Origin of the sequence: Haloarcula sp. CBA1115 (genome assembly GCF_000827835.1) — an archaeon.
Taxonomy (GTDB): Archaea; Halobacteriota; Halobacteria; order Halobacteriales; family Haloarculaceae; genus Haloarcula; species Haloarcula hispanica.
Genome location: NZ_CP010530.1, coordinates 256,544 through 283,494, shown reverse-complemented (window position 1 = coordinate 283,494; position 26,951 = coordinate 256,544). Strand labels below are relative to the sequence as shown.

The window sequence follows — 26,951 nt, the reverse complement described above, 5'->3', positions numbered from 1 at the left end:
GATGAAACGGACAATCAGCACGGCCGATGCACCCGATGCGGTCGGCGCGTACAGCCAGGCGACGACAAACGGCTCGCTCGTGTTCACCGCGGGCCAGATTCCGATGACGCCAGACGGCGACCTGCTGGACGACGAACCGATAGCGACGCAGGCGGAACAGGCGCTATCGAACGTCGAAGCGGTGCTAGCTTCGGAGGGACTGGAGATGAGCGACGTGTTGAAAGTGACCGTCTATCTGGACGACATCGACGATTTCGAGTCGATGAACGACACGTACGCCGGCTTTTTCGACGACGAGCCGCCGGCCCGGAGCGCGGTCGAGGTCGCAAGCCTGCCAAAGGGCGTGGGAGTCGAAATCGAAGCAATCGCGACGAGCGAGTAAGGGCACCGCCAAGGGCCACTCAGGGCTTCTGTTCCTGTGCGGACTTGCGTTCGTCTTCGAGGTCCATCTCAAGCCCCATAGTCGAGGCCTCTTCACGCACGGCGTCGGCGTCGATGGTGGTTACCTCGCCGTGTTCCATAAGCACGTTCCCGTCGACCATCGTGAAGCGGACGTCGTCGCCGTGGGCCGCAAACACCAGATGGGAGAGCACGTCGTGCAGCGGCGTTGCCCGCGTAAGGTCCGTATCCAGACCGACGATGTCGGCGCGCCACCCCTCCCGAATCGCGCCGAGTTCGTCGAAGCCGGCGGCTTTCGCGCCGTTGCGCGTCGCCATCTCGAAGATCTCGGCCGCGGGCGTCACTGTCGGGTCTAGCTGATCGACTTTCTGGAGGAGACTCGCCTGTCGCATCTCGGTGAACGCGTCGAGCGTGTTGTTACAGGGCGGTCCGTCGTTGCCGATGGCGACGTTGATACCGCGGTCACGGTAGTCCCAGATCGGCGCGATGCCGCTGGCGAGTTTCATGTTCGAGGACGGGCAGTGGGTGACGTGCGTCCCCGTTTCTGCGAGGACTTCGCGCTCGCTCTCGTCGGTCCAGACGCAGTGCGCAAGGACGACGTCCTCACCGGTGAGACCCACCTCGTCGAGCCAGTGGATGTTGCGCATCCCGGTATCCTCTTTGACCGTCTCGATTTCGCTCTGGTTCTCACTGGCGTGGGTGTGGATGCGGACGCCGTCGTATTTGTCCACGAGTTCGCGCACTCCCCGGAGACAGGCCTCGCTACAGGAGACGGCGAATCGCGGGGTGACAGCGTACCGAATCCGGTCGTTGTAGGCACCGTGATACTGCTGAATGAGCCGCTCGGACTCCTCCAGTGCGGCCTGCGTATCCTCCAGCAGCCCATCCGGCGAGCGCTGGTCCATCAGCACCTTGCCGAGCACGCCACGGATACCGATCTCGCCCGCCGCTTCGAAGGCGCGGTCCGCGTGGGCGACCGAGAGGTGGTCGATACAGGTCGTAGTCCCGCTTTCGATCATCTCCAGATAGCCCAGTTTCGCCGCGACTTCCATCTCCTCGGCGGTCAAGGAGGCCTCCATCGGCAGAATGTAGTCGAATAGCCAGTCGAGCAGTTCCGTGTCGTCGGCGATGCCACGGCCAAGGCTCTGTACGGAGTGGATGTGGCCGCCGACGAGTCCCGGCAACAGCACGTCGTAGGACTGGTGTTCGTGGTTGGTGTACTGCGATTCGAGTTCGGCACGTGAACCCACAGCCTCGATACGGTCCCCGGAGACGACGACCGCCCCGTCCTGCAGAACAGTCTCAGAATCCGCAACGACAGTCCCAGTGAGTAACATACGTCCTGCAAGACGGTCTCTACATAAAGAAGGTCCTCATATCGGGACGAGCGCCGAGTGCAGACAACCCGGCCACAGACGTGTGGCATTCCGTGTGTCGCGTGTGCTTCGCAGTGGCCTCATCTTTGCGAGCCGTTCCGTGTCCGTTTTTGATGGGTGATGTATCTGGTGAGTCTGGTTTGGGTACGAAACGAATCCACGCTGGCAAGTCGCTGAACGAGACGGGTGTTTGTCTCGTACTGCTCAGTAAACAGTTCGGGGTACTCCGACAGTAGCCTGTCGCCGATGTCGATTATCTCCTGAGGGTCGGCCTGCATGGGTGTGAGAATCGCGGAGTGTGGCTGTTAACTGCTTTGCTCACAGAAATACCACGTTTGGCTCGTACTGTTGGCTGTCCCTCTTGCGAGAGATTTGTGACTCCCCGAGGGTGGCGAAATACGCCACAGACGAACAGCCGACAGTGTCAGTTATCCATCGATGGCTTTGGTGGCGTGTGTCGCTTGTGGCGCGTACTGGCACACCACTGAACCGTACGCTCAACGACAGATTCGCTGACGCCGACCTTGTCGGCAACCACCGACACGGAACAGCCTCTATCAATCGCGAAGTGGAGGACGCTGTCGAGGTCTCGCTGGTCGATACCCAGTTCCGCCGCATCAGTTGCCCCAGTGTGCTCCATTGGATGGGGTGACTGGTCGAGGAGGTCCGATGGAACCGCAAGTGCAGCAGCCAGGGCCTCGATCTCAGTTCTATAGAGGTCGCCAAACAGCGACAGGTCCACGCCGTTCTCGCCGTGTTTCGCAACGGAGCCCAGCAGTCGGTCAGTCCGGGAGACAGTCCCTACAACGAGTTCGTTCCTGGTGTTTGCGACGTAGTACTTACACGCCATCCGGAAGCGTTCGCCAGCGTTTTGCATCGCCACGAGGTCGTCGGTCGGCCCCCCGGTCTCACCGACAACTCGCTGGAACGCCGTCAGCACTGGCTGCAGATTGAGCCGGTGACAGTCGATGTCAAGCAGCGACGCGACGGTTTCAGCCGTCCGAGCAGGCCCCTCGTCGCTTAGCTGTACCGGCATCACCAGTCCAGTCACGTAGTCGGCCCCGATGCCGTCGACAGCCAGCGCCGCCGCAACTGTCGATTCGATGCTGCCGTCGAGCGGAACGACCAGTCCGTTAGCCTCCGCCTCCGTGATCTTGTTCTCCAGGAACACCGGAAGGATTCCCTGTATCCGTCTGGTCGCTGCCTTCGACGTCGCCAATCCGTGGTCCTCACGCGGGAGTGTGAGCGTGTGAGGGTGCGTCGCTTTACTCACGGACTTTCTCCTCCCCCGCTACCCAAGGCACGCTCGGAGATACGACTACCGAACGCGTGCATCCAACCAGCCTAATCATACTACAACGTAGGCCACTGGTGTCGTATAACTGTTGTCGACAAACGTCATGAGTGTCTTCGGTAGCCTCGATACACCTTATACATTACCTATGGTTATACAAAACTGTATACGGGTATCTGACCAATATCACAATATTCTTGTGACTATAATCGGATGTGCGCTTCACTATATCCAGTATATCGTTTTATCTTTAACCCTTTGCTGAGGGGGAACGGGCGCTTTCAGAGCAATTGTACTCCCCGCTCATCCCGGCCCCGCCAAACCGTGTTCTGAAAGGCAGACCGCGTACACCAGCAATAAGCCAAGACGGTTGGCATCGTGATTCATCAGGTCGTGGGTTTGGTCGTTCCCACGGCCTGCTCGGCGACGACAAGTTCCCGGTTGACGATCCGGTCGACGATTGCACTGCTGTCTAGCTGGTCCGAGACGACATCGCCGTCTGCAGCGTAGCGTCTGACTGTGTACGCATCCATCGCGTTCCGGTTCTCGGTGACAGCTTCGACGACTTCGATTCGCTCATCAGTCACGGTGTTGCGATACGTGACGCCGGGGACAAAACTGACAGTCGGGACATCAGTCGGCCAGTCCCAGGAGAACTGCTTGTGATACTGATCGAACTGCCACACGAGACGGTCGGCAGGGGCCTCTGTGTCGAGAGTATCGTTAGCCGCCGCCTGCAATGTCCGGTCCCAGTAGTCTATCACACAGGCTTTGAGATCTGCCTGAAGCTGTCCCTCGATCATCTTCTGTTCGATTGGATACTGCAGTTCGATAGCGACGATGGCCCAGCTGTCGAGATGCGTAAGACACCGCTGGCACTCCATCTCAAATACGGAGCAACCAAGCGGCCGCTCGACCGTGAAGTGGACGAGTTCGTTCCCGCAGTTCGGACACCACAGGAACAACACGTCGTCGTGGCTACCAGTCAGTTCTGCCAGCACAGTCATATCGTCGAACGGCTTATCGATGTCGGCGTCCTGTGACTGCACGGACTCGCCAGTCACGGTATCGGAGGCGTCGTCCGCGTACTTCGCGATTTTACGGTCTTTTAGCAGTGTTTTGACGACCGAATCGTACGATGAGTGTGACTCCGCAGCCCGTATTCCCCTCAATTTATTTTTCGTCCAATCTTTGACCCGTATGTTTGCCATCTGGTTTGAAAAAGCCGTCTTTGTTAATAGTATTTTTGTATTATTGTCCTAAAAGTGAAATTACACCTAGGTAGATATGCTATTCTCAGACACCAGAGGCCTGCAGCTAAGGGTATCGGCGTCAGTGACGAGAACACTCCAGTTCGGTCGCTATCAGTCGGCCGAGGCCTCTTTCTCGTTCGCAACAGTCCACTGGGTCGGGTCGATCTCGCGTCCGTCGAACGCCGTGTATTCCGGGTACGCAGTAAACACCAGATACTCCGTTCCCTGCTGCAGGTACTCGATGAGGGTGTGGAGGTTGTCGTCGTCGAGCCCGCCCAGGCCGTCGACGAGCAGAAGTGGCACAGCGTCGCCGACATCGAACGACTGCCGACCGGCCAGCGCTGCCACAAAGCCGATGAGTTCGAGTTCCCCCTCGCTGAGGGCATCTAAGCTCGCTTCCTGGCCGTCGCGGGCGACCACAATATCGAAGTCAGCGGTGAGTCGAGCCGTTTCGAACCCTGTCCCGAATCGGGAGAGGATATCCTTCATCGCGGTGTCAAACGCTTCCCGTGCCTCACGCTTGATTCGGTCTTTCCGGTTTCGAAGTTCCGCGAGGTCGTCACGGACGGTTTCGAGGTCGGTTTCGAGCGTGTCGACACGGGCCGCCCTCGTTTCGAGTTGCGCCAGTTCGTCGGCGGTGTCTTCGAGTTCGGCCTCGCGGTACTTGATCTCACTTTCGACGTCCGAAAGCTCCGCCACGGCCGCATCAACGTGGTCCGAAAGCTGCTCCACGTCCGACTGAGCCTGTTCGAGCCTGTTTCTGGCTGCGTCGAGACTCTGTTTCCGGTCGGCCAGCGTCGCCTCTAGCTCAGCGATGTCTTCCTCTAGATCGGCCTTTCGACGGCGGGCCTGGCTGATCTCCTCGCGCTGTGTTTCCAGTTCCTCGACAGTATCTCGGTAGGTCTCTTTCTGGGCCCGGAGCGCCGTGAGTTCGTTTCCGAGCGCGTCCAGTTGGTCAGCCAAGTCCGCCCGTGTCGTCTCACTGCCGCACGTCCAACAGGCGACGGTGTCACCGTCGATATCGCGCTCCACCTCGGTAAGCAGGTCAACCCGGTCCTCGCTGAGTACCATCTCAGTGGCCGAGTACATGGACTGGAGTACCTCGGCGTCTCGCTCCACTTGCGAGAGGCTCTCGCGCGCCTCCGAGAGTTTGTCCGCGACGTCATTGTACTCCGGTATTTCGAGAGCGTCGAGAGCGTCCTGGCGCTCCGAGAGACGCTGTTCCGTCCGCTCGATACTTTGTTCGAGTCGTTCGACGCGGTTTTTCGCCTGATTCTGTTCAGTCCGAGCTTGGCTGAGTTGGCGGCGGACCGACTCCGGACTGTCGTCGCTTCCTGCCTCACTGTCGATCGTCTCGCGTTTGGCCCGCAGGTCTTCGATCTCGTTTTCCAGCCGTGTCACTTTCTCTTGCACGCTGGGGAGCCGCTTTTTGGCCTCGCGTGCCTGCGTGAGTTCCGTTTCGATCTGTTCGCGTTCCCGTTGTAACGTCTCGATCTGCGAGTCGATGTTCTGGAAGTCCAGCGGCCGTAACAGCACGTCCTCGAGGTTTTCTCCTGTCCGGACAGCGCGACGGACTTCGTTACGCTCGTCCAGACACGCGAACAGTTCAGCGCGGATCACGTCGTACTCGTCGCTGAGGTACGGCTCGCCGTGCCGGACTACGGTACCGTTCTCTCGGGTAAGCGTCACGTCGTAGACACCGGTTGGCGTTTCGAGGTGCACCGCACCGCTGTCTGCGCCTTCGGTCAGTTCAGTGGAGGTGCCAAGGGCCGTCTTGACAGATTCGATGAAGCTCGATTTCCCCTGCCAGTTCGAGCCACGGACGACGTTCACTCCCGGCTCTACTGTCGCCGATCCGTCAAGTATACCCGCGATTCGTTCGATTTCGATGTTCCAGGTCATGAATCGTGTGTTGACAAGTTCGCGCTCCGGTGTTGCTTGCAGACGTACCCACGTTCGAGTGCAACATCGAACGGAACACGGGTCGGACAGTCCGGGCATCCGAGTTGTATCTGGGCCTCTATCTCCGCGGTGTCACCGCCGTCGATATCACCCTTCTTCGCGAGTGAGGACAGTGCCGTTTCGGCCTTCCGTTCGACGACCGTTTTGGCCGTTGCCACGCTCTCCTGCTCCCAGTTAGTTGTCGCCTTCCTGGGCTCTTTTTCACCGTCTAAACAGTCGTTGAGGTGCGTTCGCATCGTTCCCCACGACACCATATCGTCGTGAAGCGACGCTCCCGGGATACCCGTAGCTTGCAGTCGCTCGATGAGTTCGTCCCGTCGCAAGTCGTCGTCACCACGCAACGTGTCGTAATCGCTGTCTACACGCGTGTCAAGGGTTTCACGCCCGTGTTCGGTATAGACTTGTTTAAGCAGCCGTTTGTTGAACCACGCTGTCAGCGACCGATACCCCATTTCGGTTCGGTCATCAGCGCCCGTCCAGCGTGCGAGCAGGCCATCATCAAGGGTGTCGTAGACTGGGTCTGTTGATGCCAACCCGTACTTGTCGATAACCGCGTCTACTTTGCAACCGGAGTTAACAGCCATTGTTCAGCTTTTTCTGCCTGCTCAGTAATAGTTTTTGACAGTCGGTGTACGCACAGTGTAGGTATATCCTGCAGAAAACACACCCTTAGTGTGTATTTTAGAGATGGAATACAGGGTTGAACAGAGTGTGTATTTATGAATCGAGGATACTATCAAATTTTCTGAATTTGGGGTGTTTATACTGAAATCTGATAATTAAAGAACGTTATTATACTATAATTTCACGCAGAACTAAAGTCGATTTTCCATCTATTCCTTCGATTATGGGCGTTTCAGGATGTTTCACATCTGTATAATAGTATAAGCAAAAAGTGTATTTTAGAACATACAAAGTTCCAAGATATACAACCTCCCAATAAAATTTGGAGGGGAACTAGGGTAGATCGCAGTATCCGTATACATTCCAAAATATGAGTTTCCTACGCATTTGGAGGGCAGACCGGATTCCTCGCGAGAGATGGTTACTGTTACCAGACGTAGAACCGTGCAGCGTTGCAACCAAGTCAAACGTTTATACGGACTGTTGCGTAAGTAGTGTAGTATGCGGAAGTTGGCCGGTGAGACTGGACCGGCACCAACGGATAGTGGAACGGCAGCCTCGAAAATCAAGGTGTTGTTAGTCGATGACTACGGAGAGTTCCGGCGGACAACGGCGGAACTGCTGGAACACGAGAACGACCGTATCGAGGTTATCGAAGCCGCAAGCGTCGAGGATGCGCTCAGCTACTTCGGTTCCGAGTCGATCGACTGTATCGTCAGTGACTACGAGATGCCCGAAGCAGACGGGATTGAATTCGTAGAAACGGTGCGACAGTCTAACGGCGACCTCCCATTTATCCTGTTGACAGGCCAAGGAAGCGAAAAACTCGCCAGCGAAGCGGTTTCAGCCGGCGTCACCGATTACTTCGTCAAGGGCGGCGGGCCAGAGCAGTACGCGGTGCTCACAAACAGGATAGAGAACGCGGTGGAATCATACCGATTCCGCCGAGAAACAGCGCGACTATCGCGGATTAATTCACTATTCAGGGAAATAAATCGCCAAGTGCTGAGGGCGTCAACAGCCGAAGAGATCCAAGAGGCTGTCTGTGAAATTCTGACCAGTTCGGATGCCTACCAGTTCGCCTGGATCGGCGAAAAAAACGAGGCAGGTGATATCGTCCCCACCGCGGGCGGTGGCGACGCACTCGAATACGTCGAAGCGATGGTCTCCCGCTATGGCCGCTCAGTTTTCGATGACGGGCCGTTCGGCCACGCGATCGAAACCGGCGAACATCAAGTAGCGTCAGATATCCGGACTGAATCATCTGTCCAGCCCTGGCACGAGCTCGCATCGGAGTACGGGTTCCGGTCGATGATCGTTCTCCCGATCCAGTACACTGGATCAGTACAGAGTGTGATTTCGATATACGCGGACACGCCTTTCGCGTTTGACGAAGCGGAGCAGGCAGTGCTGACAGAGCTTGCGGAGATTGTCGCCGATGGCCTCCATTCAACCGCAACGCGTGCCGAACTCGAAATGCGGGAAGAAGTCCTACGAACAATTACCGAAGTGTTCACAGCGCGGGACGGGGCGCTCCGGGAACAGATAGCGGATCTCATGCAAGTCGGTCGTAGCGTGCTTGGAACCGAGTACGCGACGCTCTCTCGCGTCAACGGGATGGAATACGATTTCGAAGTGCTCCAGACACCCGACGAAACGATTTTTTCAGGCGGAACGATTCCGTTGTCGGAAACCCCCTGTGCGAAAGCTATCGGGAACGAGGAGACAATCGTGATGACAGACGTCGATGCCGAATGCGGCGACGCTGACCGAGATCAGATATGGGGCGACGAAGTCAATCGGTATCTCGGAACGCCACTCACTGTGGGTGGGAGCATATACGGGACGCTCTGTTTCTATGGGTCCGGAACGGGCGGATCAGAGTTCTCAGACTGGGACGTGACACTCGTAGACCTTCTGAGCAAGTGGATCGGAAACGAACTACAGACGCAGCGGGCTGAGATGGGTTTTACACAGTTGTACGAAACGGCGACAGATCTCTTGGGTGTGACTTCAGAGGAGGAAGCCGCTCAAATTGTCGTCTCGCGGACCCGTGATATCATCGGTCTCCCTGAGGTCGTGCTGTACGCGTTCGACAGCGATACGAACACCTTTCGCCCGCTTTCGACCACGGAGACCGAGGAGCAACAAGCTATCCCAGCAGACGGTGATAGCTTCGTGAGTTCGGCCTTTTTCACCGAGGAAACTATCGTTTGCGACGGAAACTCGACCTCGAAAGCGGGCGAGGACACGATGACTGACGGAAAGGCCGTGTTTGTCCCGCTGGGCGACCATGGAGTGCTTCGAGCGGGCGACACGATCGGCGGCGAGTTCGATACCCAGACCCGTCGAATTACCGAACTCCTGGGGGCGACGATTCGAACGGCGTTCGATAGGCTGACATACGAGACAGAACTCGAAGACAGGCAGCGCGATCTGGAGCAACAGACGGTTCAGCTCGAGCAGATGAATCGGTTGACAGAGCTGAGTCAGAAAATTCACGAGCGAGTGCTCAGGGCAGACAGTCGCTCAGAAATAGAGCAAGCGGTGTGTGACCAGTTGGTCGCGTCCGACATCTGTTCGTTTGCGTGGATCGGGGAATACGAATCCGATACCGACCGAGTCACGCCACGGACGTGGGCAGGGACCGACCGTGGCTTTCTGGAGGAATCGCGCACGCCCTCCAATGAGACACCGCCTCCACCAGCAGTCCAGACAGCCCGGACTAACGAACAGACGCTGAACAACAATATCGCGGACGGACTCAGGGGAAAAGGGTGGCAACGGCGACTACTGGAACGTGGGTTCCAGTCAGTCGTCAGCATTCCGCTCAGCTATCAGCAACTCTCCTACGGCATCCTGACTGTGTACGCGAAAACGCCGGACGTTTTCGATCTGCCGACACAGTCAGTACTCGAGGAGGTGAGTGAAACGGTCGGATACGCCATCAACAGCATTGAGACGAAGCAGGGGCTCGTCGCAGATCGGGCTGTCGAACTCCAGCTAGAAGCAACGGAATCCGACGATATCATTCATCGGATTGCGGGCGTCGCCGATACAGAAATCACATTCGAGGGTATCGTCCCACAGGGAGATACCAGCTGTATCGTGTTTTTCAGCACTGACGCTCCACCAGATGACCTACAAGCGTGTTTGGACATTCTTCCCCGAATTGAGCGATTAGAGTGTTTAACTGACACAGAAGACACGAGCTTGTTCGAAGCAACAGTATCGGGTACACAGCTCGCACTGACAGTCGCCGAACAAGGAGGAGCCCCGCAATTAATCCAATCTGATGGGGAGACTCTGGAGATTCAGCTTGAGGTCCCACAGACGGTTGACATTCGCCAGCTCATAGCTGAATTACGGCGTTCATGTCCGGACATCGAACTCGTGGGCCGCCACAAGCGGGAACGTGGTGTCCAAACCCGTGAGTCGTTCCATTCAGAATTGACAGCACAGCTAACCCCCCGCCAATTCGAGGTCCTGCTTGCAGCCTTTTATAGCGGATTCTATCAATCACCCCGTGACAAGACCGGTCAGGAGATCGCCGATACACTCGATATATCACAGCCGACGTTCAGCCACCACCTCCGGGTAGCTGTTCGGAAGCTTCTAGAACAGTTGTTTAGCGAAGGGGGAACGACCCAGCATCTAGATAGATAGCGCCTGTTGTCTGAGTTTGCTAGTCTGATAGAGTATATGCTGATACGGGAGTGTGTTCATACAAAGAACAATGAGTCTGGAGTGGAACGAGACAGAAACTGTCTTTTGGACAAACCAGTACGAATCACCGAGTGAAGCGATTGTGACCGCTATAGCAGCTAAAGAATCCGTAACGGAAACCAGTCTCCCACCGTTGTACAACCGAATCGACCCGGACGCCCTTGATACCCTTGTCGCAGGGCAGACCAACGACGACATTCAGATTAGTTTCACATACAGTGGGTACACCGTTCGGATTCGAGACAGCGAGACCATCGAGATCACGCCGACGTAACCGGCTAGAACTTTCCTCCTGGTTCTTGACTGAGCGGATAACGAGGAACCTCCGGTAAGAGAGTATGCCATGGAGAAGATGCAGGAGAGTTCACGATGTATTATTAATAGGATGCTATGTAGTTTCTGTCTATCCTCACTGGAATTCGATAGCGTAGTACTAATATATGCATTTATACCAATATGAAAAGGTTCGGAGGTTCGCAGTAATGAAACAGAGACTTGTACCGAGCCGAACAATAACACACCGTACTGCGTTTTCACATGCAGATTTATTTTATTTATTGGAGGTCGTTGTGATTGAGTCATGTAGTACGCCAAATGATTCCGGATGTCACAAACTGAAGGATTATATACAGACTGTGGTCAGTCGGTGAAGAACGGGAGTACGACGTGCGATACAAGTAGCTATTTCTTACTCAGGAATTAGAAGGTAACGGGGGTGTAACAAAACGGTACCCCGGGTTTCGTGTATATATGTGGCTCTCGCGGCCTGAACACAAACCAATGCAGCAATCGAGGTCATGAGTGAACCGATGGTAGAGGAAGAACCAGAGCTCTCACGCGACCAAATGTTCGACATCCTCAGCAGTTCGAGGCGTCGATATACGCTTTACTATCTACGCCAACAAAAGGAGCCAGTCCAGCTAACCGACTTAGCTGAGGAGTTGGCTGCGTGGGAGAACGACACAACCGTCGAAGAACTCTCCTCGCAGGCGCGAAAGCGGGTGTACGTCTCGCTGTATCAGACCCATGCTCCGAAGCTTCAAGAGGCAGGGCTAATAACGTACGACGCCGATACGGGCGAGATAGCTCTTCGAGAGGATGCTCCGGAGGTTGAACCGTTCATTAGCAATAGTGATGATGATTCTAAATGGTATCAGTACTATGGGGCCGTAGCCCTGTTGAACGCCATTTTACTCCTCGCAGCAATTGTCGGTGTGTCGCCGCTCAGTGCAATCAGTCCATTAGTTATCGGACTAGTCGTCATTAGTTCATTTCTCGTGCTGTCCATTGCTCACGCAGTCTCCAGGCGGCGAGGGGAAAATGACAAGACCTTCGATATCGGCGAGCCGTGAGCTGAACTATGCGCTGACTGAAAATACCCCCCAAGGGTATGTTATTCTTCGTCGTCGGCCGCACCGTCCGGCAGTAACTGATCGGGCGACCGTTTGTACATCGGAGTGCTCGCGAATTCCGAAATCCGTTCCATTTCGCTGTCGGAGATATGTTCCGGCATACACCGCTACGTGTAACTGTTACAGTTTAGTAATTAAGTTCATATTTGAGGTAGTCGGCTACTTCTATAGTAACAATTGAAACGATTTACACACTGATCACACTGCTGTCGTGCGAGCAGGTGTGCATTGATTTCCAATCGCTACTATAGACGCTTGCCAGTTGTAGATATCCGGGGTATACTAGTGTTGATCTTTAGGAATTTTGTTGTAAAACCCCTCCGGGTATTGCGACTATCAGAAGTACTCACCCAGATATCGGCTATAGGAGTGTTTATCGGGGATTCTGAATGCAATCATAACATCCGTTACTCGGTCACAAGTTCTGGTATGCAGTTTCGCTGTGTCTGCTGGGCATCAATGACTTCTGATGACCTAAGTTTAAGTTATGGACGTCTGGAGTGTATCCATAATTAGTTAGGAGAATCGGCGAAGCCTTAGCAAAGGATTAGAATCCACGTCATAGCTAAAAAATCAAGAACGGAGTGAGCCGGAAAGGACGGTGTGACCGAAGCCGTTCCGGCTCACTATCAAAGTGGAGAGAGCGATCCGAGTCGACAGCGACTATACAGGGCACGAGCGTCCCTGAGGGGGGTGGTAAGGATTGGGCCGGTGTTGTGGGTGTCGGGTAACTGCCCTCTCCACCAGTATCTTATGTGCAGGAGTGTATTGTTATAGTCGTGTTATTCCGCCATAGCGGAGCTTACCACTCCAAAGGTATGTGGAGCAGCTGTAGCTGAGCCTTTTACTCAAGTGTTGAATGCGGGTTGAAGTACGTGGTGGCGCCATTTGAGAGGCATTTTCGGTTTAGAGCTTCAAGCGTAACGATCACACCTATAAGAGAGTAAGGAGTAACATAGATAAATTGAGTTTCATATACAGGAGAGATACTGATACGGGGACACTCAAAAATCTCCGAATGAACTTGATCCGATAGTAAATTCGAAGGCTGTACCCAGTTCATCTGCTCCTCCGCGCTATGCCACAAAACAGTGATATGTCCCAGTCTAGTTCATCGAATGTCGGAGTAATTTTATCCTACCATTGGAGATTAGTCTGTTTTCACCGTATTATTGGGGGGAGACGGTAGGATAGATTGGTAAGTAAATGGAGTATAAATGATGTGTAGATGCTGGGTATAAGGACGCAATCTTTAATATAGTAATTACACCTTTCCGAGATATGCTCGATGTAAGTGCAGTAGAGAGACAATTTAAAGATTGTCTTAATCTAAGAGTAGGGCTATGGGGCCAGGGTCAGAGTGCGCGGTTTACACACAAGCGATTGAATTTGTCAAGACCGGGAAATTTGAATGGAGTGGCGGCTGAATGATGTCCTCAGAGGAGTGGGAAGACGTACCGACAGATCCAGACTGGGAATCGGACCTAGGCTACGAGATGGAAGAACTAACTGTTGTCAAATCTTCGACTGATTCACAGTTGATATTTTTGCCGGAGCATGAGTCACAACTCGGTGAAGAAGAGTTCATCGTTATCCACTCGGATTCGCTTCGAGATCTACGCCGATAGCTGAACAACGTTACCAGCGGAAAGAATAGTGGTTTACCCACCGATGACAGGGCCGATTAGTAGCAGCATTACAATGTGGTATCTGGGAAAGCGTGTGAGTGATGAAAGCAGTAGTTCTCGCGGCCGGGAAGGGCACACGACTTCAGCCGCTGACTGATGACCTCCCGAAAGCGTTAGTTGAGGTAGACGAAAAACCGCTTCTGACCCACTGTCTTGACGAGCTCGTTTCACTTGATGCAGACGAGTTTGTTATCGTCGTCGGATACCGAAAAGAGCAGATTATCGACTATTACGGAAACTCGTATAACGGCGTCCCGATAACGTACGTCCATCAGGAGGAACCTGCTGGGCTAGCACACGCCTTGTTACAGGCCGAACCGGAAATCAAGGACGATTTTATGTTGATGCTGGGAGACAATGTGTTTCGAGGAAACCTCGACACAGTCGTACAACGACAACGAGAACAGCGTGTCGACTGTGCATTTCTGGTAGAGGAGGTTCCGGAAGACGAAGCGTCTAGATATGGCGTTTGCGTGACGAATAAATATGGTGAAATAACCGATGTAGTCGAGAAGCCGGACGACCCTCCGTCAAACCTAGTCATGACCGGCTTTTACACGTTTTCGCCAGCAATATTCCAAGCATGTAGTCAGGTTCAGCCCTCTGACCGTGGCGAATACGAACTTAGCGATGCCATTGATTTACTGATGGACAGCGGAAGAACGATCGACGCTGTTCGTCTCAACGGGTGGCGTGTCGACGTTGGGTATCCTGAAGACAAGGAGACTGCAGAACAGCGCCTTTCAGAAGAAGCGGCTACACTAACCTGACATCGAAGGTTCACTCAAAAGACCGGTCCACTAGGATCACGACGATGTGACACTGGGAGTTCCTATCAATTAGCTATATTATGTACCGTGAGTTGATCGCGGATCCCAACGCCAGTTACATCATTGGCTTCGAAATACTGTCTATTTCATTGCCAGTTTTCTATGGCAGAGATTGTGCGCCGGCAGTTACCACACGGTGGCTGCCGCTGTAAGTAGATCCAAACCACCTACCAATAGTACGCGCTAGTAGTAGCATAACAAAACAGGAAGACCATGTATTGATTGGCTATGTGCGCTGGATGGGTTCGACAGTTCGTGGGAGTCTTCATCATCTGGCTCTCGGCGACGTTGGGGGGGATGATATTTATCGGCCGTTGGAACCCGTTGTTGTATTACCTGCTCAGCTACGCAGGCTTTCTGTTTGCGGTCGAACTCAGTAATCCAGACGGTGTCCGCCCAAAAAATCACAAACGACTACGCTGGGTTTCCATGGGTGGGTTTGTGGTGTTCATCTATGGAGTTGTATCGTGGGTACAGGCAGTCATTGCGACCATGCCAGGGTAAGACAGGTGAATGCGTTGCCTACTAATAACAGGATGCCTATACTAATGTCTTGAAGGAGAGTTCTACTTCGTAGAAGAATTAATGGTATCGGTCAGCGTTGTTATCGCGACATTGAAGCCGCGGGATGAGATTGAAGCAATACAGTGCCTCAAAGAGCACGCGTTCGACGACTTTGAGGTTATCGTGTGTGATGAGAGCCCTGTGACTAGAGCCCGAAATGAGGGGATCAAACAAGCCTCAACCGACAAGATCGTATTTCTGGATGATGATTCCCGACCTCGCCCAGAATATCTTCAAAAAGCGGATGAACTCCTCGAAACAGAGGCGGCATACGCCGGTCGAACCATCCACCCAGTCGATGATGTGTTTGCTCGCCATTTCACCACCCATTACGACTGGGGGGACGATCCTTGCTATGTCAACCACTTCTGGGGCTGTAACATGGGCGTTCACAGGGACGTGTTCAAGGCGGTCGGTGGGTGGGACGAACAGATGGGGTGGGGTCACGAGGAAAAGGAACTCGCCAGGCGAGTTAGAGCCGAGTTTGATATTCGGTACGATCCCGAACTCATCGTTGACCATCCGTACGCGTCGTCTATTACTGAATACTGGAAGAAACAGTATAAGCTCGAAACAAAGAGTCCGTACTACTGGTCAAAATGTAACGTCTCGCGAGCAGATCAACTCAAGAATATTTTCTGTGAGGCACTTGACCCGCTGAATTATGTCAGAATAACGCCGGTAGCTACCGTTATAGAAGCGGGCAGTACTGTTGCAAAGACAGCTGGACGTATTCGAGGATTCCTCAACCACACCCACTACGAAGAGGACAGAGGCGAAGTACCTAATATTGACCGACCCTCGGAATCCGCGGGACCGTCAGACTAACTGTCTCTGGGTCTCTTCGGTGTTCTGAATTTAGGCAAACTAGCAGCTGCTGGCCCAACTCTTTCCTCAGAGAGAGTCGTGATATATGCCGTACTAGTTACTCGCCGAACCCCTGTTCACCATACCCATCTTCGCCGTACCCACGATACAATATCTCCCGCTTCAAAAGCACTGCAACTCCGAACGAGAGTCCAGTCGCAACAAGGGATAGAATGGTCCGTCGGGTCGCCTGCTCCGACTCCACGGTCCTAGTCTCTTCATCTGAAGACATCAGTACGGTGAGATAGTCCCCCTCGCGACCGTAGCTACGCTTTGTCGGCGACGAATGTGGTCCATCGTTATCAAGAATCCAACGACGGAGACCGTTTTAGTAAACAGGCCATACCGGCAGCCATGCTGCAGCGTATCCTATCATTGATCACATATGATTTGGACAGGGACCCGGCTACTATACAAATAGGGGCATCCCGGGATTAAACGCCAACTGGTTTAGCTGGCTTCATATATTCGATCAAGAAGCGACCGTGGTCAGTTCACGAGTGAACAAATGCTTAGCTGGTGGTCTGATTGTCCTGGTTGGAATCCGCCAAGATCGCAGTAGTTAAGAGTCATATAATACACTGTGCGTGTTCTAAAACTACACGAGATGGCTGCGTACACCCTCTCTGATAGAAGGAGCCCAGAGTTTCAGATATATTGTCACGGTAGCATTGGTAGACCAGCCAGTCAGTGTGGACTGTCTGAGTGAATCGGTACGAGGTTACTACTATTGAGGCTACTATCCCACCTTCCATCGATGACTTACACTGTCGCAGTCATTGGGACTGGTGCAGATCCGGACGACCCGGATACCGACGGGTTCGCAATGGCATATAGGCACGCAGGCGCGTACAGGCGGTTAGACTCGTGTGAACTTACCGCCTGTGCCGACGTCGTCCCTGAGAATGCGAGAAGTTTCGGAGAACAATGGAACCTCCCGGACAGAAACGTCTACACGGACACTGAGAAGATGCTCACTGCTGTCGAGCCCGACATTGTCAGTGTCTGCGTTCCGCCCCATATCCACGCACCTGTCGTGATGACGTGTGCTGAGAGTGGGGTAATGGACGCGATCCACTGTGAAAAGCCGATGGCAACGAGATGGGAGGACTGTCAGAAAATGGCATCGGCCTGTAAGCGGGCCGGAATCCAGCTTACGTTCAACCACCAACGACGGTTCGGAAAGCCGTTCCGGAAAGCCAAGTCGCTGCTTGAAAACGGAAAAATAGGCTCGTTAGAGCGAATCGAACTCGGTGGAAAAAATCTATTTGATTACGGGTCGCACCTGTTTGACCTCTGTGGGTACTTCACTGACCAAGCGATGTCGAAATGGGTGATGGCTGGGATCGAATACAGCGAGGAAAACGTACAGTTTGGGGCCCACAACGAGAATCAGGCCATCGCGCAATGGCGGTATACGAACGGTGTCAACGGGCTCGCATCGACAGGGGACGGTGGCATTGTCGACTGTCATATGCGGCTGCTGGGCTCAGACGGAATGATAGAAATAGGTGGTGAGGTTCCGCTACGGGTCCGGACCGGGAAAAACTGGACAACGGTCGACACTGGGGGAGAGGACGTACACGGTCCCAACGAAACAATATTCGACGCTGCAAAACAGAAGATCAGCGCTCGTATACCGGGAGCCACTGTAGAAAACGCGAGACCTGAAACCTATATTGACCGTGCCATAGCGGACACCGTCGACGCACTGGACACGGGTCGTGAACCTGAACTTTCAGCTGACAACGCTCTGCAGGCAACGGAACTTATATTCGGGTGCTGGGAGTCCGCTCGGCGGTGCGGGCGAGTCGATTTCCCACTAGAAATCGACGACAACCCGCTGGAATCGATGGTCGAAAACGGGCAAGTACTCACTGCTGACAATCGATAAATTCCAGTACACCCCGAACAGTTGCACACTGAGACGGAGTGGCAAGATACGCCCTGATAATGCGGCTGCGTCACAGTTACCCCGCCCATAACAAACAGATGGTATCCGAAGTATGTAGCAACGGAGAGTCTATGCAGGCACAGCAATATCGAGTACTGAGTCGGAAGAACACACTGGTGTCCGTCAATCGGCCTAGTGTTGTGGCTCGTCACACACGCAACAGGGAGTTCGAACGACGATGCTAGATAAACTGAAACGGTTGATAAAGCGGCTGCTCCCGGCCAGTGATGACGTGATGGAGCAAACCGTAAAGAGTGGCGTGTGGGTCGGTGTGATGAACGTCACAGAACGGGGACTAGAACTGTTGTTGCTGGTCATCGTTGCCTCACTGTTGTCCCCGCGTGCAGTCGGGTTGATGGGGATAGCGCTGTTGACGCTCTCTTCACTCAAGAAGTTCTCCGAGTTGGGAATCAAGTCCGCTCTGATACAGGCCGAGGAGGACAACGTCGACGACGAGCTCAACACTGCTTGGACAATCGAGACAGCCAGAGGGACTGTAATTGCCGTTATTCTGTTCCTCGGGGCCCCGTTTATTGCGTCGTTGTTCAACGAACCTGCAGCGACCGATCTGTTTCGGGTCATCGCCCTCTCACCGTTTATTGTTGGGTTACGAAACCCTGCTGTCGTCTATTTCCAGAAGAGTCTAGATTTCCACAAAGAGTTCGTGTATAGGGTCAGCGGCGCGGTGGCATACTTCGTCGTCACCGTAGGCATAGCTCTGTATGACCCAACTGTCTATGCACTGGCAATCGGATACATCGCCGGCGACGCCGCCCGGTTCCTCGTCTCGTATCTGGCGGACGGGTACCGTCCGTGGCCTTCGTTCGATATCGATGTGGCGAAGAAGCGCTACAGTTTCGGAAAGTGGGTTACGGCCAATTCAATCCTGTATTTCCTGTACAGTAGAGGAGACGACGCGTTTGTCGGCTGGGCGCTCATGGCAAGTGCACTGGGATTTTACCAGCTCGCCTACCGGCTCTCGAACGCGCCGGCGACCGAAATCACACAGACAATCTCCAGTGTGACGTTCTCGGCGTATTCGAAAGTGCAGAACGACGTCGAGAAGCTGCGGTCCGGATACTTCCAGACGCTCAGAATGACCACATTGGCTTCGTTCCCAGCGGCAATGGGTATCGCGGCAGTCGCACCCGCGTTTGTCGAGGCGTTTTTTACCCCCGAGTGGCAGCCGATGATACCAGTGATGCAGTTGTTGGCTATCTACGGACTGTTGCGTTCGATGGGTGCGACGATGGGACCGGTCTGGAAAGCAGTTGGGCGACCGGACTATATTGCTAAACTCTCTGCTGTACGTGTGGCCCTCATTGCTGTATTCATCTATCCGGTCACGATGATGTATGGAATCGAAGGCACTGCAGCTCTCATTACGGGTATTTACATTTTCCCGATGATGCCGATTGACACCTATCTTATCGCCCGGACCATCAATGTGTCTCCAGTTCGAGTTTTCAGGGAGGTATCGTATCCCCTGGTGGCGAGTCTTGGGATGGCAGCCGCAGTGACCTACGTCTATCAGACGGTGACTCTCACTGGGCCGGTGTTGGAGTTTATCCTGTTGGTCCTCGTTGGTATTGGAGTCTATGTGGCCCTGGCCCTGGCGCTCATGTTTAGTTTCAATTGGGAAGTCAAGCAGAACCTCGAATCAATATTCGATGCGTTGGCGTGATCAAAATGAGACAGACAATCCAAATCAATCGATCCGGCGAAAAGAGGAGCACAGCGCGATGAAGCGACGAACAGTGCTTGCTGGCGTCGTCCCGTTCTTACAGGTCGGGCGGTGGTTAGATCAGCTGCTGCTCGTGAATCAAGGTGAGATAGTTCAAAAGCGGTTCGTCGGCATCGCCGAGGGGGAGACGACTGAGATCACCGTCACTGACGATGACGGGACAACTGTTTCATCCGAACACGAGGGACAGCTTGGGCAGTCACCAGCAGAGATATCACCTGAGGTTGCAACCTCCCTGCGGGAAAGGTACGACTCGATACGGTTCCACGTCACAGTAAACCACCACAACGACAGTCCCAAAGTGTTCGGTCGGACCGGGACGATAGAATATCAGACGTCTAGAACGCTCTACAGCGGGATTGCAGTGGGCGACCACATTTCGTTTCAGACATCTCTCCTGAACGCTAACAGCATCATTTCGCTGTCGTGCCTAGCAAACGAGAAGGAGTCCCTACAACGCCGGTGTCGAGTCGGAGTCGAGGACCCGACCGCGGAATGAGATAGACCGCTCCAAAGTAGAGCCTCATTCAGAAATATCGCGTAGAGCGTGGGACGCATGTTCCCAGAGAATATCGCCTTTGAATACACTGCTGCGTTAGATCCAGCAACAAGGTTTGTTTTCGAGTGAATTCATCGCAATCGAAAATCCCGGATACCCAAGTATTGCACGAAGTGGTTCACAAAAGTCAATCCGCATCATATTAACAGTCCAATAGTACGGCTGCTGAACCGAATATACTCCGAGAGGCTGTAATGGTTCACAGCTAAAGACGGGAGTGACAGCCATCTTGGACTCACTGCTGAGAATAGCATGTAAATCGGACAGGACTGATAGAGACCACGAAATTACTCGCAAACGGCTTGAACATCTTGCCACCACAAGAGAATTTGAGCGACGGGATCGTGGTCTCTGAAACAGGACTCGGTGACATAGGCCGATTGACTTTCAGATCGAGCGGATCTGCTGGTCACGAAGTGGAGTGATATCAGATGGTAGTACCTCCCTAACATTACAAAGATGCCGTAATTCGACTATACTAAACGAGTATTAGTTTCTCAACTGCCATTTTCGATTATAATATTTGCTTTAAACGTGGTATGCAAGAAAGTATCGCATGGTCAGCAAGTTATGCAAACAAGACCCAACCGGTAACAACGAATAAAATAGTAAATAGGGATTACCGGAGTGTGACCAACGAAGAACAGAATCGCTCGCACGACAGTGGTGAGGTGTCGCGAGATAAAAGTAGTACGACGGGAACAACCGTCATAGACCGCCGCACGTGCATGAAATTAGTAGGTGTTGCCGCTGCGTCCTTGGCAGGATGTGCCGGTAAAGGTGATCCTACCGCGGGAGGATCGGCAGCAAAATTCGGATACGGTGGTGAGCCTGCAGTTACAACACAACTCAGCGCAGTCGATGTTTCGAAGGTGGCCGGAGACACCAGTATAGCAAGTTCGGTCAGCAGCCTCAGCATCGATTCTCCGCTCTCAACAACACTGTCTCCAAGCTCCTCTGATCTCTTTGCGTTCAGGCCCGACAGCGAAAATGTAGCGGTTAAATTCACGCCGGGGTCAGACACAGGTGCTGCTGCGGTCGGGCTGTTCAATCCCGACGGTGAATTACTCTCCCAAGCGTACGCGAGTTCAGATGTCCCGGTGTATCTGCCGGAATCTCTCTCGGCCGGCGGCACACACTACCTGCAAGTCATGGACGTCAGTCGGAGCGGTGGCGATTACTCACTCACCATTTCGACGGATAGTACGACGCAGTCTCAATCACCGTATGAAGGGACAGTCAGGACAATTCCCGGGCGTATTCAGGCCCAGAACTTCGACATCGGTGGCGAAGGCGAGGCGTATCACGACACGTCTAGCGGAAATATCTACGGTTCCGCTAACCGAGATACTGACGTTGATATCCGACCAACAGAGGACGAGTCAGGAAAGTACAATATCGGCTACTTTCAGGCCGGAGAGTGGCTCGAATACACAACCGATGTCTCGCCGGGAACGTACGATATTAGAGTCCGAGTGGCGTCAGCACTCTCTGATGGGCGACTCGAACTGTCTCTTGGAGATCGGACCCTCACAAGGGTCACTGTCCCTAATACGGGCGACTGGACCTCGTGGGAGACAGTCACAGTAGAAGACATCGAAGTCGAGTCCGAGCAGCAATCGACGCTTCGCGTCGAAGCACTGGATTCCGGTGTAGAATTCAATTGGCTCGAATTCGATAGAGTCGATGCGCAGAAACCGTACAATGGGACTCTAGCAACGATTCCCGGGCGCATCGAGGCACAAAACTACGACACGGGTGGCGAAGGAGTATCGTACTCCGATACGACCGCTGGGAACGAATACGACACCAGTTACCGTGACACCGATGTCGACATCCGGCAGACCCAAGACGACTCTGGGGAGTACAACATCGGTTACTTCGAAGACGGCGAATGGCTCGAATACTCGGCTGATGTTTCGCCAGGCCAGTATGATCTAAAAGTCCGTGTCGCCACGACACAGGACGACAGACAGCTCCGGTTCCACTTGGGCGACCGAGAACTTGGAACGGTAGACGTGCCGAACACCGGCGGCTGGACGACCTGGGAGACGGCAGTAGCTGAGGACGTGACCATCGATGCCGATGGACAGCAAGTGCTCCGGGTCGAAGCTATCGGGTCCGGCATCGATTTCAACTGGGCCGAGTTCGAGGTCGCCGGGAATCAGCCGTTCGACGGCGCCCCGACGCTTCCCGGCAGGATACAGTCACAAGCATTCGACCTGGGCGGCGAGGGCGTGTCGTATCACGACACTACTGCCGGCAGTGAGTACGATCTCGGTTATCGGGACTCCGACGTCGATATCCGGGAAACGCAGGACAATTCCGGGAAGTACAACGTTGGGTATTTCGAGGACGGCGAATGGCTCGAATACACCGCGGAGGTGCCGGCCGGAACATACGACATCGACGTTCGCGTCGCGACGACACGAGACAACAGGCAACTGCAGTTTAGCCTCGACGGCGAGCAACTCGGGACAGTGGATGTACCGAACACCGGCGGCTGGACGACTTGGGAAACGGCAACGCTTCCTGACGTAACGGTCCAGGATGGTGGCGAGCACGTCATTCAGGTGAAAGCAGTTGGCTCCGGCATTGATTTCAACTGGTTCGAATTCCGCGAAGCGGCCGAGACGGAAACATCGACTGAAACTGAGACGGCGACACAGACATCGACCGAAACGGAGACGCCGACAGAAACCGAGACAGCGACCGAAACTGAGATCATGACGGAGTCAAGCACTGACAACTTCGGCAGCGACGGCTACGGAATGGGTGGGTACGGGGGTACCCAGTAATACAACAGAACAATGGCAGAACGATACAACACACCCGCGGAGGGCACGCTCGATTGGCACGTACCACTTAACGAAAACTTCGAAAAGCTCGACAGCCACGTCGAGCTCCGGGACGCTGAGTCCAACATCAGCCAGTACGAACCGAAGACAGGGTCGAAGTTCCTAGCGACCGATACCGGCACGGTATACATTGGCGACGGCAGCAACTGGAACCGCGTCGGGAGCCTCAGTGCGTCCGACGACTCAGTTTCCGAGGCCGACGACGGTTCGCTCATCGCACCGCCGGGCGAAGTACAGTCCGTGATCGATCAAGCGTCCAAGTCACACACATGGGCACAGGGACCGAGCCGAACTGTAAAGCTCGTCTCCGGGGAGAACTACTTCCCGTCGGATACTATCAAACTGAAACGGAACATCCGACTCGAATGTAACGGCGCTCGGATCATTCCGGAAGGTGACTTCAACGTCATCGAGATGTACCGCGGGACGCAGCTCATCGACCCGTTCATTGACACCCGATCGGTCAATTGGAATTCGACGCAGGTCGTCGTCGGCGCACCGGACGCAGACAAAATCGAACTGGCGAACCGCGCAACCGTCGAAAATGCCTATCTCTGGGGAACCCCCGGAGAGGGCATCGGACTCCAGTTCTTGGGCGGCTCGAAACCCTGCTCGATGCAGGTCGCCAGCGGAACAATACACGGATTCGATATCGCGATCGACCTCTATGCCAGCGGTGACGATTACAGCGGACAGGGCGACTGGTCGAACGGGAACCAATTCTACGGCTCACTGGAAGCCTTCCGTGTTGGCGTCAACCAGCGCTCTGAGGGCGCCGAAGTCTCCGGTAACGTCTTCAAGTTGATGGTCCAGCCTGACAACGACGTGAGCGAATGGCTCTGGTACATGGAGGACGACCCCCGATCCGAAAGCGACCGAGACGACAATATGTACCGGAAGTCTGGGAACACCATGATGGTGTATCCGTGGGACAACAACAATTATATGGACAATAATCCCTTCGCTGAGAGTAGCGACCGTAAGCCGCCGGTGTGGTATATCGGCGAGGGAATAAACTACGGTAATTCACTCGTTGACCAGTCCGGAAAGCTCGGAAACCAGTATATCGTTAACAATTCGGATTACCCAGATCGGAACGGGATTTTCACCTATCATGGTGGCGAAGTCACCGGCACCAGGCAGTTCTCACACCCGCCTGCGTACCAGCGGAATAGCGAAAGTCGTATGTGGCACGAAGACTCAAAGAACTAAGGTCTGAGCGGTCCTTAGGCGATAATAGCGTGGGAGTAACTATCTACTCCGCATTGCGCGACTGCGGGTGCCAATGTCGGCTATCGTTTCGCTGATATGCCGGATTTGTCTCAAACTCTGTTGTACCAACGACGAAGCCACCGTGTGCAGTGAAGATGCCGTTTCGGTCGGGCGTATCTGAATCGTTGAGTACGTACTGGTTTCCTCGTACTCCGCTCAGATCCACGAGTGAATTTCCGTACCGACGACCACGTCCGATAAACCAGAATGGCGCATCTCGATCACTCTCTGAATAATATGAGTTGTTCTGCTTGAATGACGATACGTCCCACGGATAAGCCATTACCGTATTGCCTTTCATCACGAATTTGTTATCACCGCGAGACTCTCGGGGGTCGTCTTTCATTTTCCAGAGCCATTCACTTACTTCTGGGTCAGGCTGAGTCTGTACGCGGACGGTATTCCCGCTCACCTCCGCACCGTCCGACCGCATACTAATCCCGATCCGGAAGTCCTGTATCCGCCCCCAGAACTGATTTCCGTTCGACCAGTCGCCTTGCGGATCGCGGTTCTCCCCGGCAGCGTAGAAATCTACTGCTCGATCAAACCCGTCGAGGGTCCCATTGGCGACCTGCATCGAGCAGGGTTTCGAGCCGCCACGGAACTGAATGCCGATACCCTTGCCTGTGTCTCCGAGGAGATACGCGTCCTTTACCCAGGCGCGGTTGGCCGTATCTAACTTCTGTGCGTCTTCGGGACCAATAACAATCTGTGTCGAACTCCAGTTTTTGCCGCGAGTATCGACAAACGGGTCAAGCAGAACGGTATCACGGACGAGTTCGAAAACATCAAAATCGCCAGTCGGGACGACTCTAGCCCCATTACACTCCAGTCTAACACCTCTCTTGAGCCGGACAGTCTCGGATACTTCGTACGTCTCACCGGAGACCATCTTGACTGTCTGTGCAGGAGCCTGTCCGAACTCAGATCCAGTAGATGCGGTATCGATAACGTCCTGTAGTTGTCCTGGTTGGGCGATGAACGTTCCGTCACTCATTACCGTGGCTCTCTCACTGGTCTCACCAAGCGAGACGGAACGTGCGCGGCCTGCCGTGCTTCCGAACTCCAGCCACTCTTCTCCGTTTCCCATAAAGATACGTCGCGAATCTGTCGCGAGGAACTTGGCCCCCTCTTTTGGTTGATACTGATCCAGATTTTCGGCAGCATCCTTGATCTCGACCTCAGTATCGATACGAGAGAAATTCTCGTTCAACGGGATATGCCAATCCTGTGTTCCGCGATCCGGACGCTGGTAGCTATGATTCGGCGTCTCTTCAGCCATATCTGTCAATTTACACAAACCAAGTAAAATATACTGTTGTTACTCTCCCGGTAAGCTTGCGGGGGAGCCGTTACCCGGTCAGCGGCTGTACGTAGGGGGTCTCTTCGGGCTCTGTCTCGATTTCCTGATACAATCGCTCGAACCCGTCCACCATCGATTCGATCGTAAACTCGCTTGCCGCCCGCTGTCCTGCGGCGGTTCCAAGCGTTTCAGCGAGTGGCTGGTGCTGATGTAGACGGATGGTGGCCCACGCAATTTCGTCGGGTGCCTGCACGTCGACGAACAACCCCGTCCGGTAATTCTCCAACAGATCGCTAGTACCATCCACAGGTGTCGCGACGATCGGAAGCTCCGCGGCCATCGCTTCGATCACTGCACCTGGGAGCCCCTCGTAATGAGATGGGAAGGCGAAGACATCCATCGCACCGAGAAGCGCTGGGACATCCTGTCGCGTTCCGAGGAAATGAACCGAATCAGCACATCCGAGTGAGTCGACCCGTTCCGTCAGCCGCTCCCGATCGGCACCATCACCGACGAATACGAGATGTGCATCGGGTATCTCGGAGACGATAGTCGGCCACGCATCGAGCAGATCGAAGTGGCCTTTCCGCTCGACGAGACGACCGACGGTGCCGACTACAGTGGCCTCCGTCGGGATGTCTAGCTCTGATCGCAGCTCCGCCGAGTCTGTCGTTCGGTACTGTTCGATGTTCCGGCCATTGTAGACCACCGCCACGTTTTCTTCCTCTGCACCGCGTTTAACAGCGTAGTCCCGGCCCGCTGTGGAGTTCGAAACGATCACATCCGAGAGTGAGATCGTCATCCGATCGATAACGCGGCGTACGAACGGTTCCTCGTTAGGTACTTCACGAATGCCGGTAATAATGGTTGCAGAACAGAACACGCCGGCAAGCCTGGCAATTACGTTGTCGTAAAAAAGGAACGACTGTATGAGATCGGGCTGTTCACGGCGGGCGGTAAGACAGAACTTGAGCGGGGCGAGCAGATAGACGAGCGGGCTTTCGACGCCCTCTATCGCCCCGTTCGCAACACGACCAGCGTCCGTAAGCGACCGAACGGTGACCTCCGGTGAGAGTTCTGTTTCGAGCGGGTTCGTAGAGAATATTGTCCAGATGGTGACGTCGTACTCCTCGCCGTTGACTTCGTTCGCCAGGTCGATGAGTGTGCGCTCGGCACCACCGACGACAAGTGCACCGATAAAGTACCAGAGAGTCTTCCGCTCCGCTGTCATTCTTGAATCACTCCATAGGGCTGTCTGCTATTTGT

General features: G+C 54.2%; 19 protein-coding genes. 11 read left to right on the top strand and 8 right to left on the bottom strand.

The window, feature by feature from the left end; all coding sequences use genetic code 11:
* Position 1: 1 nt before the first annotated feature.
* The gene (locus SG26_RS18235; RefSeq protein ID WP_008312058.1) at positions 2–382 is read left to right on the top strand and encodes a Rid family detoxifying hydrolase; all 381 of its coding nucleotides are present in this window, start codon (positions 2–4) and stop codon (positions 380–382) included.
* 19 nt (positions 383–401) lie between these two features.
* Here the strand turns inward: SG26_RS18235 and SG26_RS18230 are convergent, their stop codons facing one another.
* The 6 genes from SG26_RS18230 to rdfA form a co-directional block, all read right to left on the bottom strand.
* Positions 402–1,736 carry a 5'-deoxyadenosine deaminase gene (locus SG26_RS18230; RefSeq protein ID WP_050038400.1) on the bottom strand — a complete coding sequence of 445 codons (1,335 nt, stop codon included), beginning with the start codon at positions 1,734–1,736 and terminating at the stop codon, positions 402–404.
* 119 nt (positions 1,737–1,855) lie between these two features.
* A complete protein-coding gene (locus SG26_RS18225; RefSeq protein ID WP_050038399.1) occupies positions 1,856–2,053 on the bottom strand; it encodes a 30S ribosomal protein S17 in 198 nt (65 codons plus the stop codon).
* Positions 2,054–2,199: 146 nt separating this feature from the next.
* Positions 2,200–3,048, bottom strand: coding sequence for an NAD(+) synthase (nadE, locus tag SG26_RS18220; RefSeq protein ID WP_050006959.1), 849 nt, complete (start codon positions 3,046–3,048; stop codon positions 2,200–2,202).
* 407 nt (positions 3,049–3,455) lie between these two features.
* Entirely contained in the window at positions 3,456–4,280 is an 825-nt protein-coding gene (locus SG26_RS18215; RefSeq protein ID WP_050038398.1) for a hypothetical protein, read from the bottom strand.
* 153 nt (positions 4,281–4,433) lie between these two features.
* Positions 4,434–6,224 carry an archaea-specific SMC-related protein gene (locus SG26_RS18210; protein ID WP_050038397.1) on the bottom strand — a complete coding sequence of 597 codons (1,791 nt, stop codon included), beginning with the start codon at positions 6,222–6,224 and terminating at the stop codon, positions 4,434–4,436.
* Positions 6,221–6,868, bottom strand: coding sequence for a rod-determining factor RdfA (gene rdfA / locus SG26_RS18205; protein ID WP_050038396.1), 648 nt, complete (start codon positions 6,866–6,868; stop codon positions 6,221–6,223). Before rdfA ends, SG26_RS18210 begins: the two co-directional genes overlap by 4 nt.
* A 541-nt stretch (positions 6,869–7,409) precedes the next feature.
* Between rdfA and SG26_RS18200 the strand changes: the two genes are divergently transcribed.
* The 10 genes from SG26_RS18200 to SG26_RS18145 all read left to right on the top strand — a co-directional run bounded on the left by SG26_RS18200 (position 7,410) and on the right by SG26_RS18145 (position 24,322).
* Positions 7,410–10,574 carry a GAF domain-containing protein gene (locus SG26_RS18200; protein ID WP_050038395.1) on the top strand — a complete coding sequence of 1,055 codons (3,165 nt, stop codon included), beginning with the start codon at positions 7,410–7,412 and terminating at the stop codon, positions 10,572–10,574.
* 70 nt (positions 10,575–10,644) lie between these two features.
* Positions 10,645–10,908 carry a HalOD1 output domain-containing protein gene (locus tag SG26_RS18195; RefSeq protein WP_014031309.1) on the top strand — a complete coding sequence of 88 codons (264 nt, stop codon included), beginning with the start codon at positions 10,645–10,647 and terminating at the stop codon, positions 10,906–10,908.
* Positions 10,909–11,443: 535 nt separating this feature from the next.
* Entirely contained in the window at positions 11,444–11,986 is a 543-nt protein-coding gene (locus SG26_RS18190) for a hypothetical protein (RefSeq protein WP_044952849.1), read from the top strand.
* 1,789 nt (positions 11,987–13,775) lie between these two features.
* Positions 13,776–14,504, top strand: coding sequence for a UTP--glucose-1-phosphate uridylyltransferase AglF (gene aglF / locus SG26_RS18180; protein WP_014031312.1), 729 nt, complete (start codon positions 13,776–13,778; stop codon positions 14,502–14,504).
* A 645-nt stretch (positions 14,505–15,149) separates the two neighbouring features.
* A complete protein-coding gene (locus SG26_RS18170) occupies positions 15,150–15,956 on the top strand; it encodes a glycosyltransferase family 2 protein (RefSeq protein WP_014031314.1) in 807 nt (268 codons plus the stop codon).
* Positions 15,957–16,752: 796 nt separating this feature from the next.
* Positions 16,753–17,889: a Gfo/Idh/MocA family protein gene (locus tag SG26_RS18165; RefSeq protein WP_050038394.1), complete on the top strand. Its 1,137-nt coding sequence runs from the start codon at positions 16,753–16,755 to the stop codon at positions 17,887–17,889.
* A gap of 238 nt (positions 17,890–18,127) precedes the next feature.
* On the top strand, positions 18,128–19,633 hold the full coding sequence (locus tag SG26_RS18160) for a lipopolysaccharide biosynthesis protein (RefSeq protein ID WP_014031317.1): 1,506 nt from the start codon (positions 18,128–18,130) through the stop codon (positions 19,631–19,633).
* A gap of 58 nt (positions 19,634–19,691) precedes the next feature.
* Positions 19,692–20,192, top strand: coding sequence for a hypothetical protein (locus SG26_RS18155; RefSeq protein ID WP_050038463.1), 501 nt, complete (start codon positions 19,692–19,694; stop codon positions 20,190–20,192).
* A 1,211-nt stretch (positions 20,193–21,403) separates the two neighbouring features.
* Entirely contained in the window at positions 21,404–23,050 is a 1,647-nt protein-coding gene (locus SG26_RS18150) for a carbohydrate-binding domain-containing protein (protein WP_225306820.1), read from the top strand.
* A gap of 12 nt (positions 23,051–23,062) precedes the next feature.
* Positions 23,063–24,322, top strand: coding sequence for a hypothetical protein (locus SG26_RS18145; RefSeq protein WP_014031320.1), 1,260 nt, complete (start codon positions 23,063–23,065; stop codon positions 24,320–24,322).
* Positions 24,323–24,365: 43 nt separating this feature from the next.
* Here the strand turns inward: SG26_RS18145 and SG26_RS18140 are convergent, their stop codons facing one another.
* Both SG26_RS18140 and SG26_RS18135 read right to left on the bottom strand, forming a co-directional pair.
* Positions 24,366–25,664, bottom strand: a complete 1,299-nt coding sequence (locus SG26_RS18140) for a hypothetical protein (protein ID WP_014031321.1) — start codon at positions 25,662–25,664, stop codon at positions 24,366–24,368.
* Between the two features lie 70 nt (positions 25,665–25,734).
* Positions 25,735–26,916 carry a glycosyltransferase gene (locus SG26_RS18135; RefSeq protein ID WP_050038392.1) on the bottom strand — a complete coding sequence of 394 codons (1,182 nt, stop codon included), beginning with the start codon at positions 26,914–26,916 and terminating at the stop codon, positions 25,735–25,737.
* Positions 26,917–26,951 lie beyond the last annotated feature (35 nt).

Bases quoted from the DNA above. Each gene is read 5' to 3' on its own strand.
- SG26_RS18225 (WP_050038399.1), bottom strand. From the start codon at position 2,053: ATGCAGGCCGACCCTCAGGAGATAATCGACATCGGCGACAGGCTACTG.
- SG26_RS18215 (WP_050038398.1), bottom strand. From the start codon at position 4,280: ATGGCAAACATACGGGTCAAAGATTGGACGAAAAATAAATTGAGGGGA.
- SG26_RS18155 (WP_050038463.1), top strand. From the start codon at position 19,692: ATGAAGCGACGAACAGTGCTTGCTGGCGTCGTCCCGTTCTTACAGGTC.
- SG26_RS18140 (WP_014031321.1), bottom strand. From the start codon at position 25,664: ATGGCTGAAGAGACGCCGAATCATAGCTACCAGCGTCCGGATCGCGGA.
- rdfA (WP_050038396.1), bottom strand. From the start codon at position 6,868: ATGGCTGTTAACTCCGGTTGCAAAGTAGACGCGGTTATCGACAAGTAC.
- SG26_RS18190 (WP_044952849.1), top strand. From the start codon at position 11,444: ATGGTAGAGGAAGAACCAGAGCTCTCACGCGACCAAATGTTCGACATC.
- SG26_RS18160 (WP_014031317.1), top strand. From the start codon at position 18,128: ATGCTAGATAAACTGAAACGGTTGATAAAGCGGCTGCTCCCGGCCAGT.
- SG26_RS18150 (WP_225306820.1), top strand. From the start codon at position 21,404: ATGGACGTCAGTCGGAGCGGTGGCGATTACTCACTCACCATTTCGACG.
- SG26_RS18170 (WP_014031314.1), top strand. From the start codon at position 15,150: ATGGTATCGGTCAGCGTTGTTATCGCGACATTGAAGCCGCGGGATGAG.
- SG26_RS18235 (WP_008312058.1), top strand. From the start codon at position 2: ATGAAACGGACAATCAGCACGGCCGATGCACCCGATGCGGTCGGCGCG.
- SG26_RS18135 (WP_050038392.1), bottom strand. From the start codon at position 26,916: ATGACAGCGGAGCGGAAGACTCTCTGGTACTTTATCGGTGCACTTGTC.
- SG26_RS18230 (WP_050038400.1), bottom strand. From the start codon at position 1,736: ATGTTACTCACTGGGACTGTCGTTGCGGATTCTGAGACTGTTCTGCAG.
- aglF (WP_014031312.1), top strand. From the start codon at position 13,776: ATGAAAGCAGTAGTTCTCGCGGCCGGGAAGGGCACACGACTTCAGCCG.
- SG26_RS18200 (WP_050038395.1), top strand. From the start codon at position 7,410: ATGCGGAAGTTGGCCGGTGAGACTGGACCGGCACCAACGGATAGTGGA.
- SG26_RS18165 (WP_050038394.1), top strand. From the start codon at position 16,753: ATGACTTACACTGTCGCAGTCATTGGGACTGGTGCAGATCCGGACGAC.
- SG26_RS18195 (WP_014031309.1), top strand. From the start codon at position 10,645: ATGAGTCTGGAGTGGAACGAGACAGAAACTGTCTTTTGGACAAACCAG.
- SG26_RS18145 (WP_014031320.1), top strand. From the start codon at position 23,063: ATGGCAGAACGATACAACACACCCGCGGAGGGCACGCTCGATTGGCAC.
- SG26_RS18210 (WP_050038397.1), bottom strand. From the start codon at position 6,224: ATGACCTGGAACATCGAAATCGAACGAATCGCGGGTATACTTGACGGA.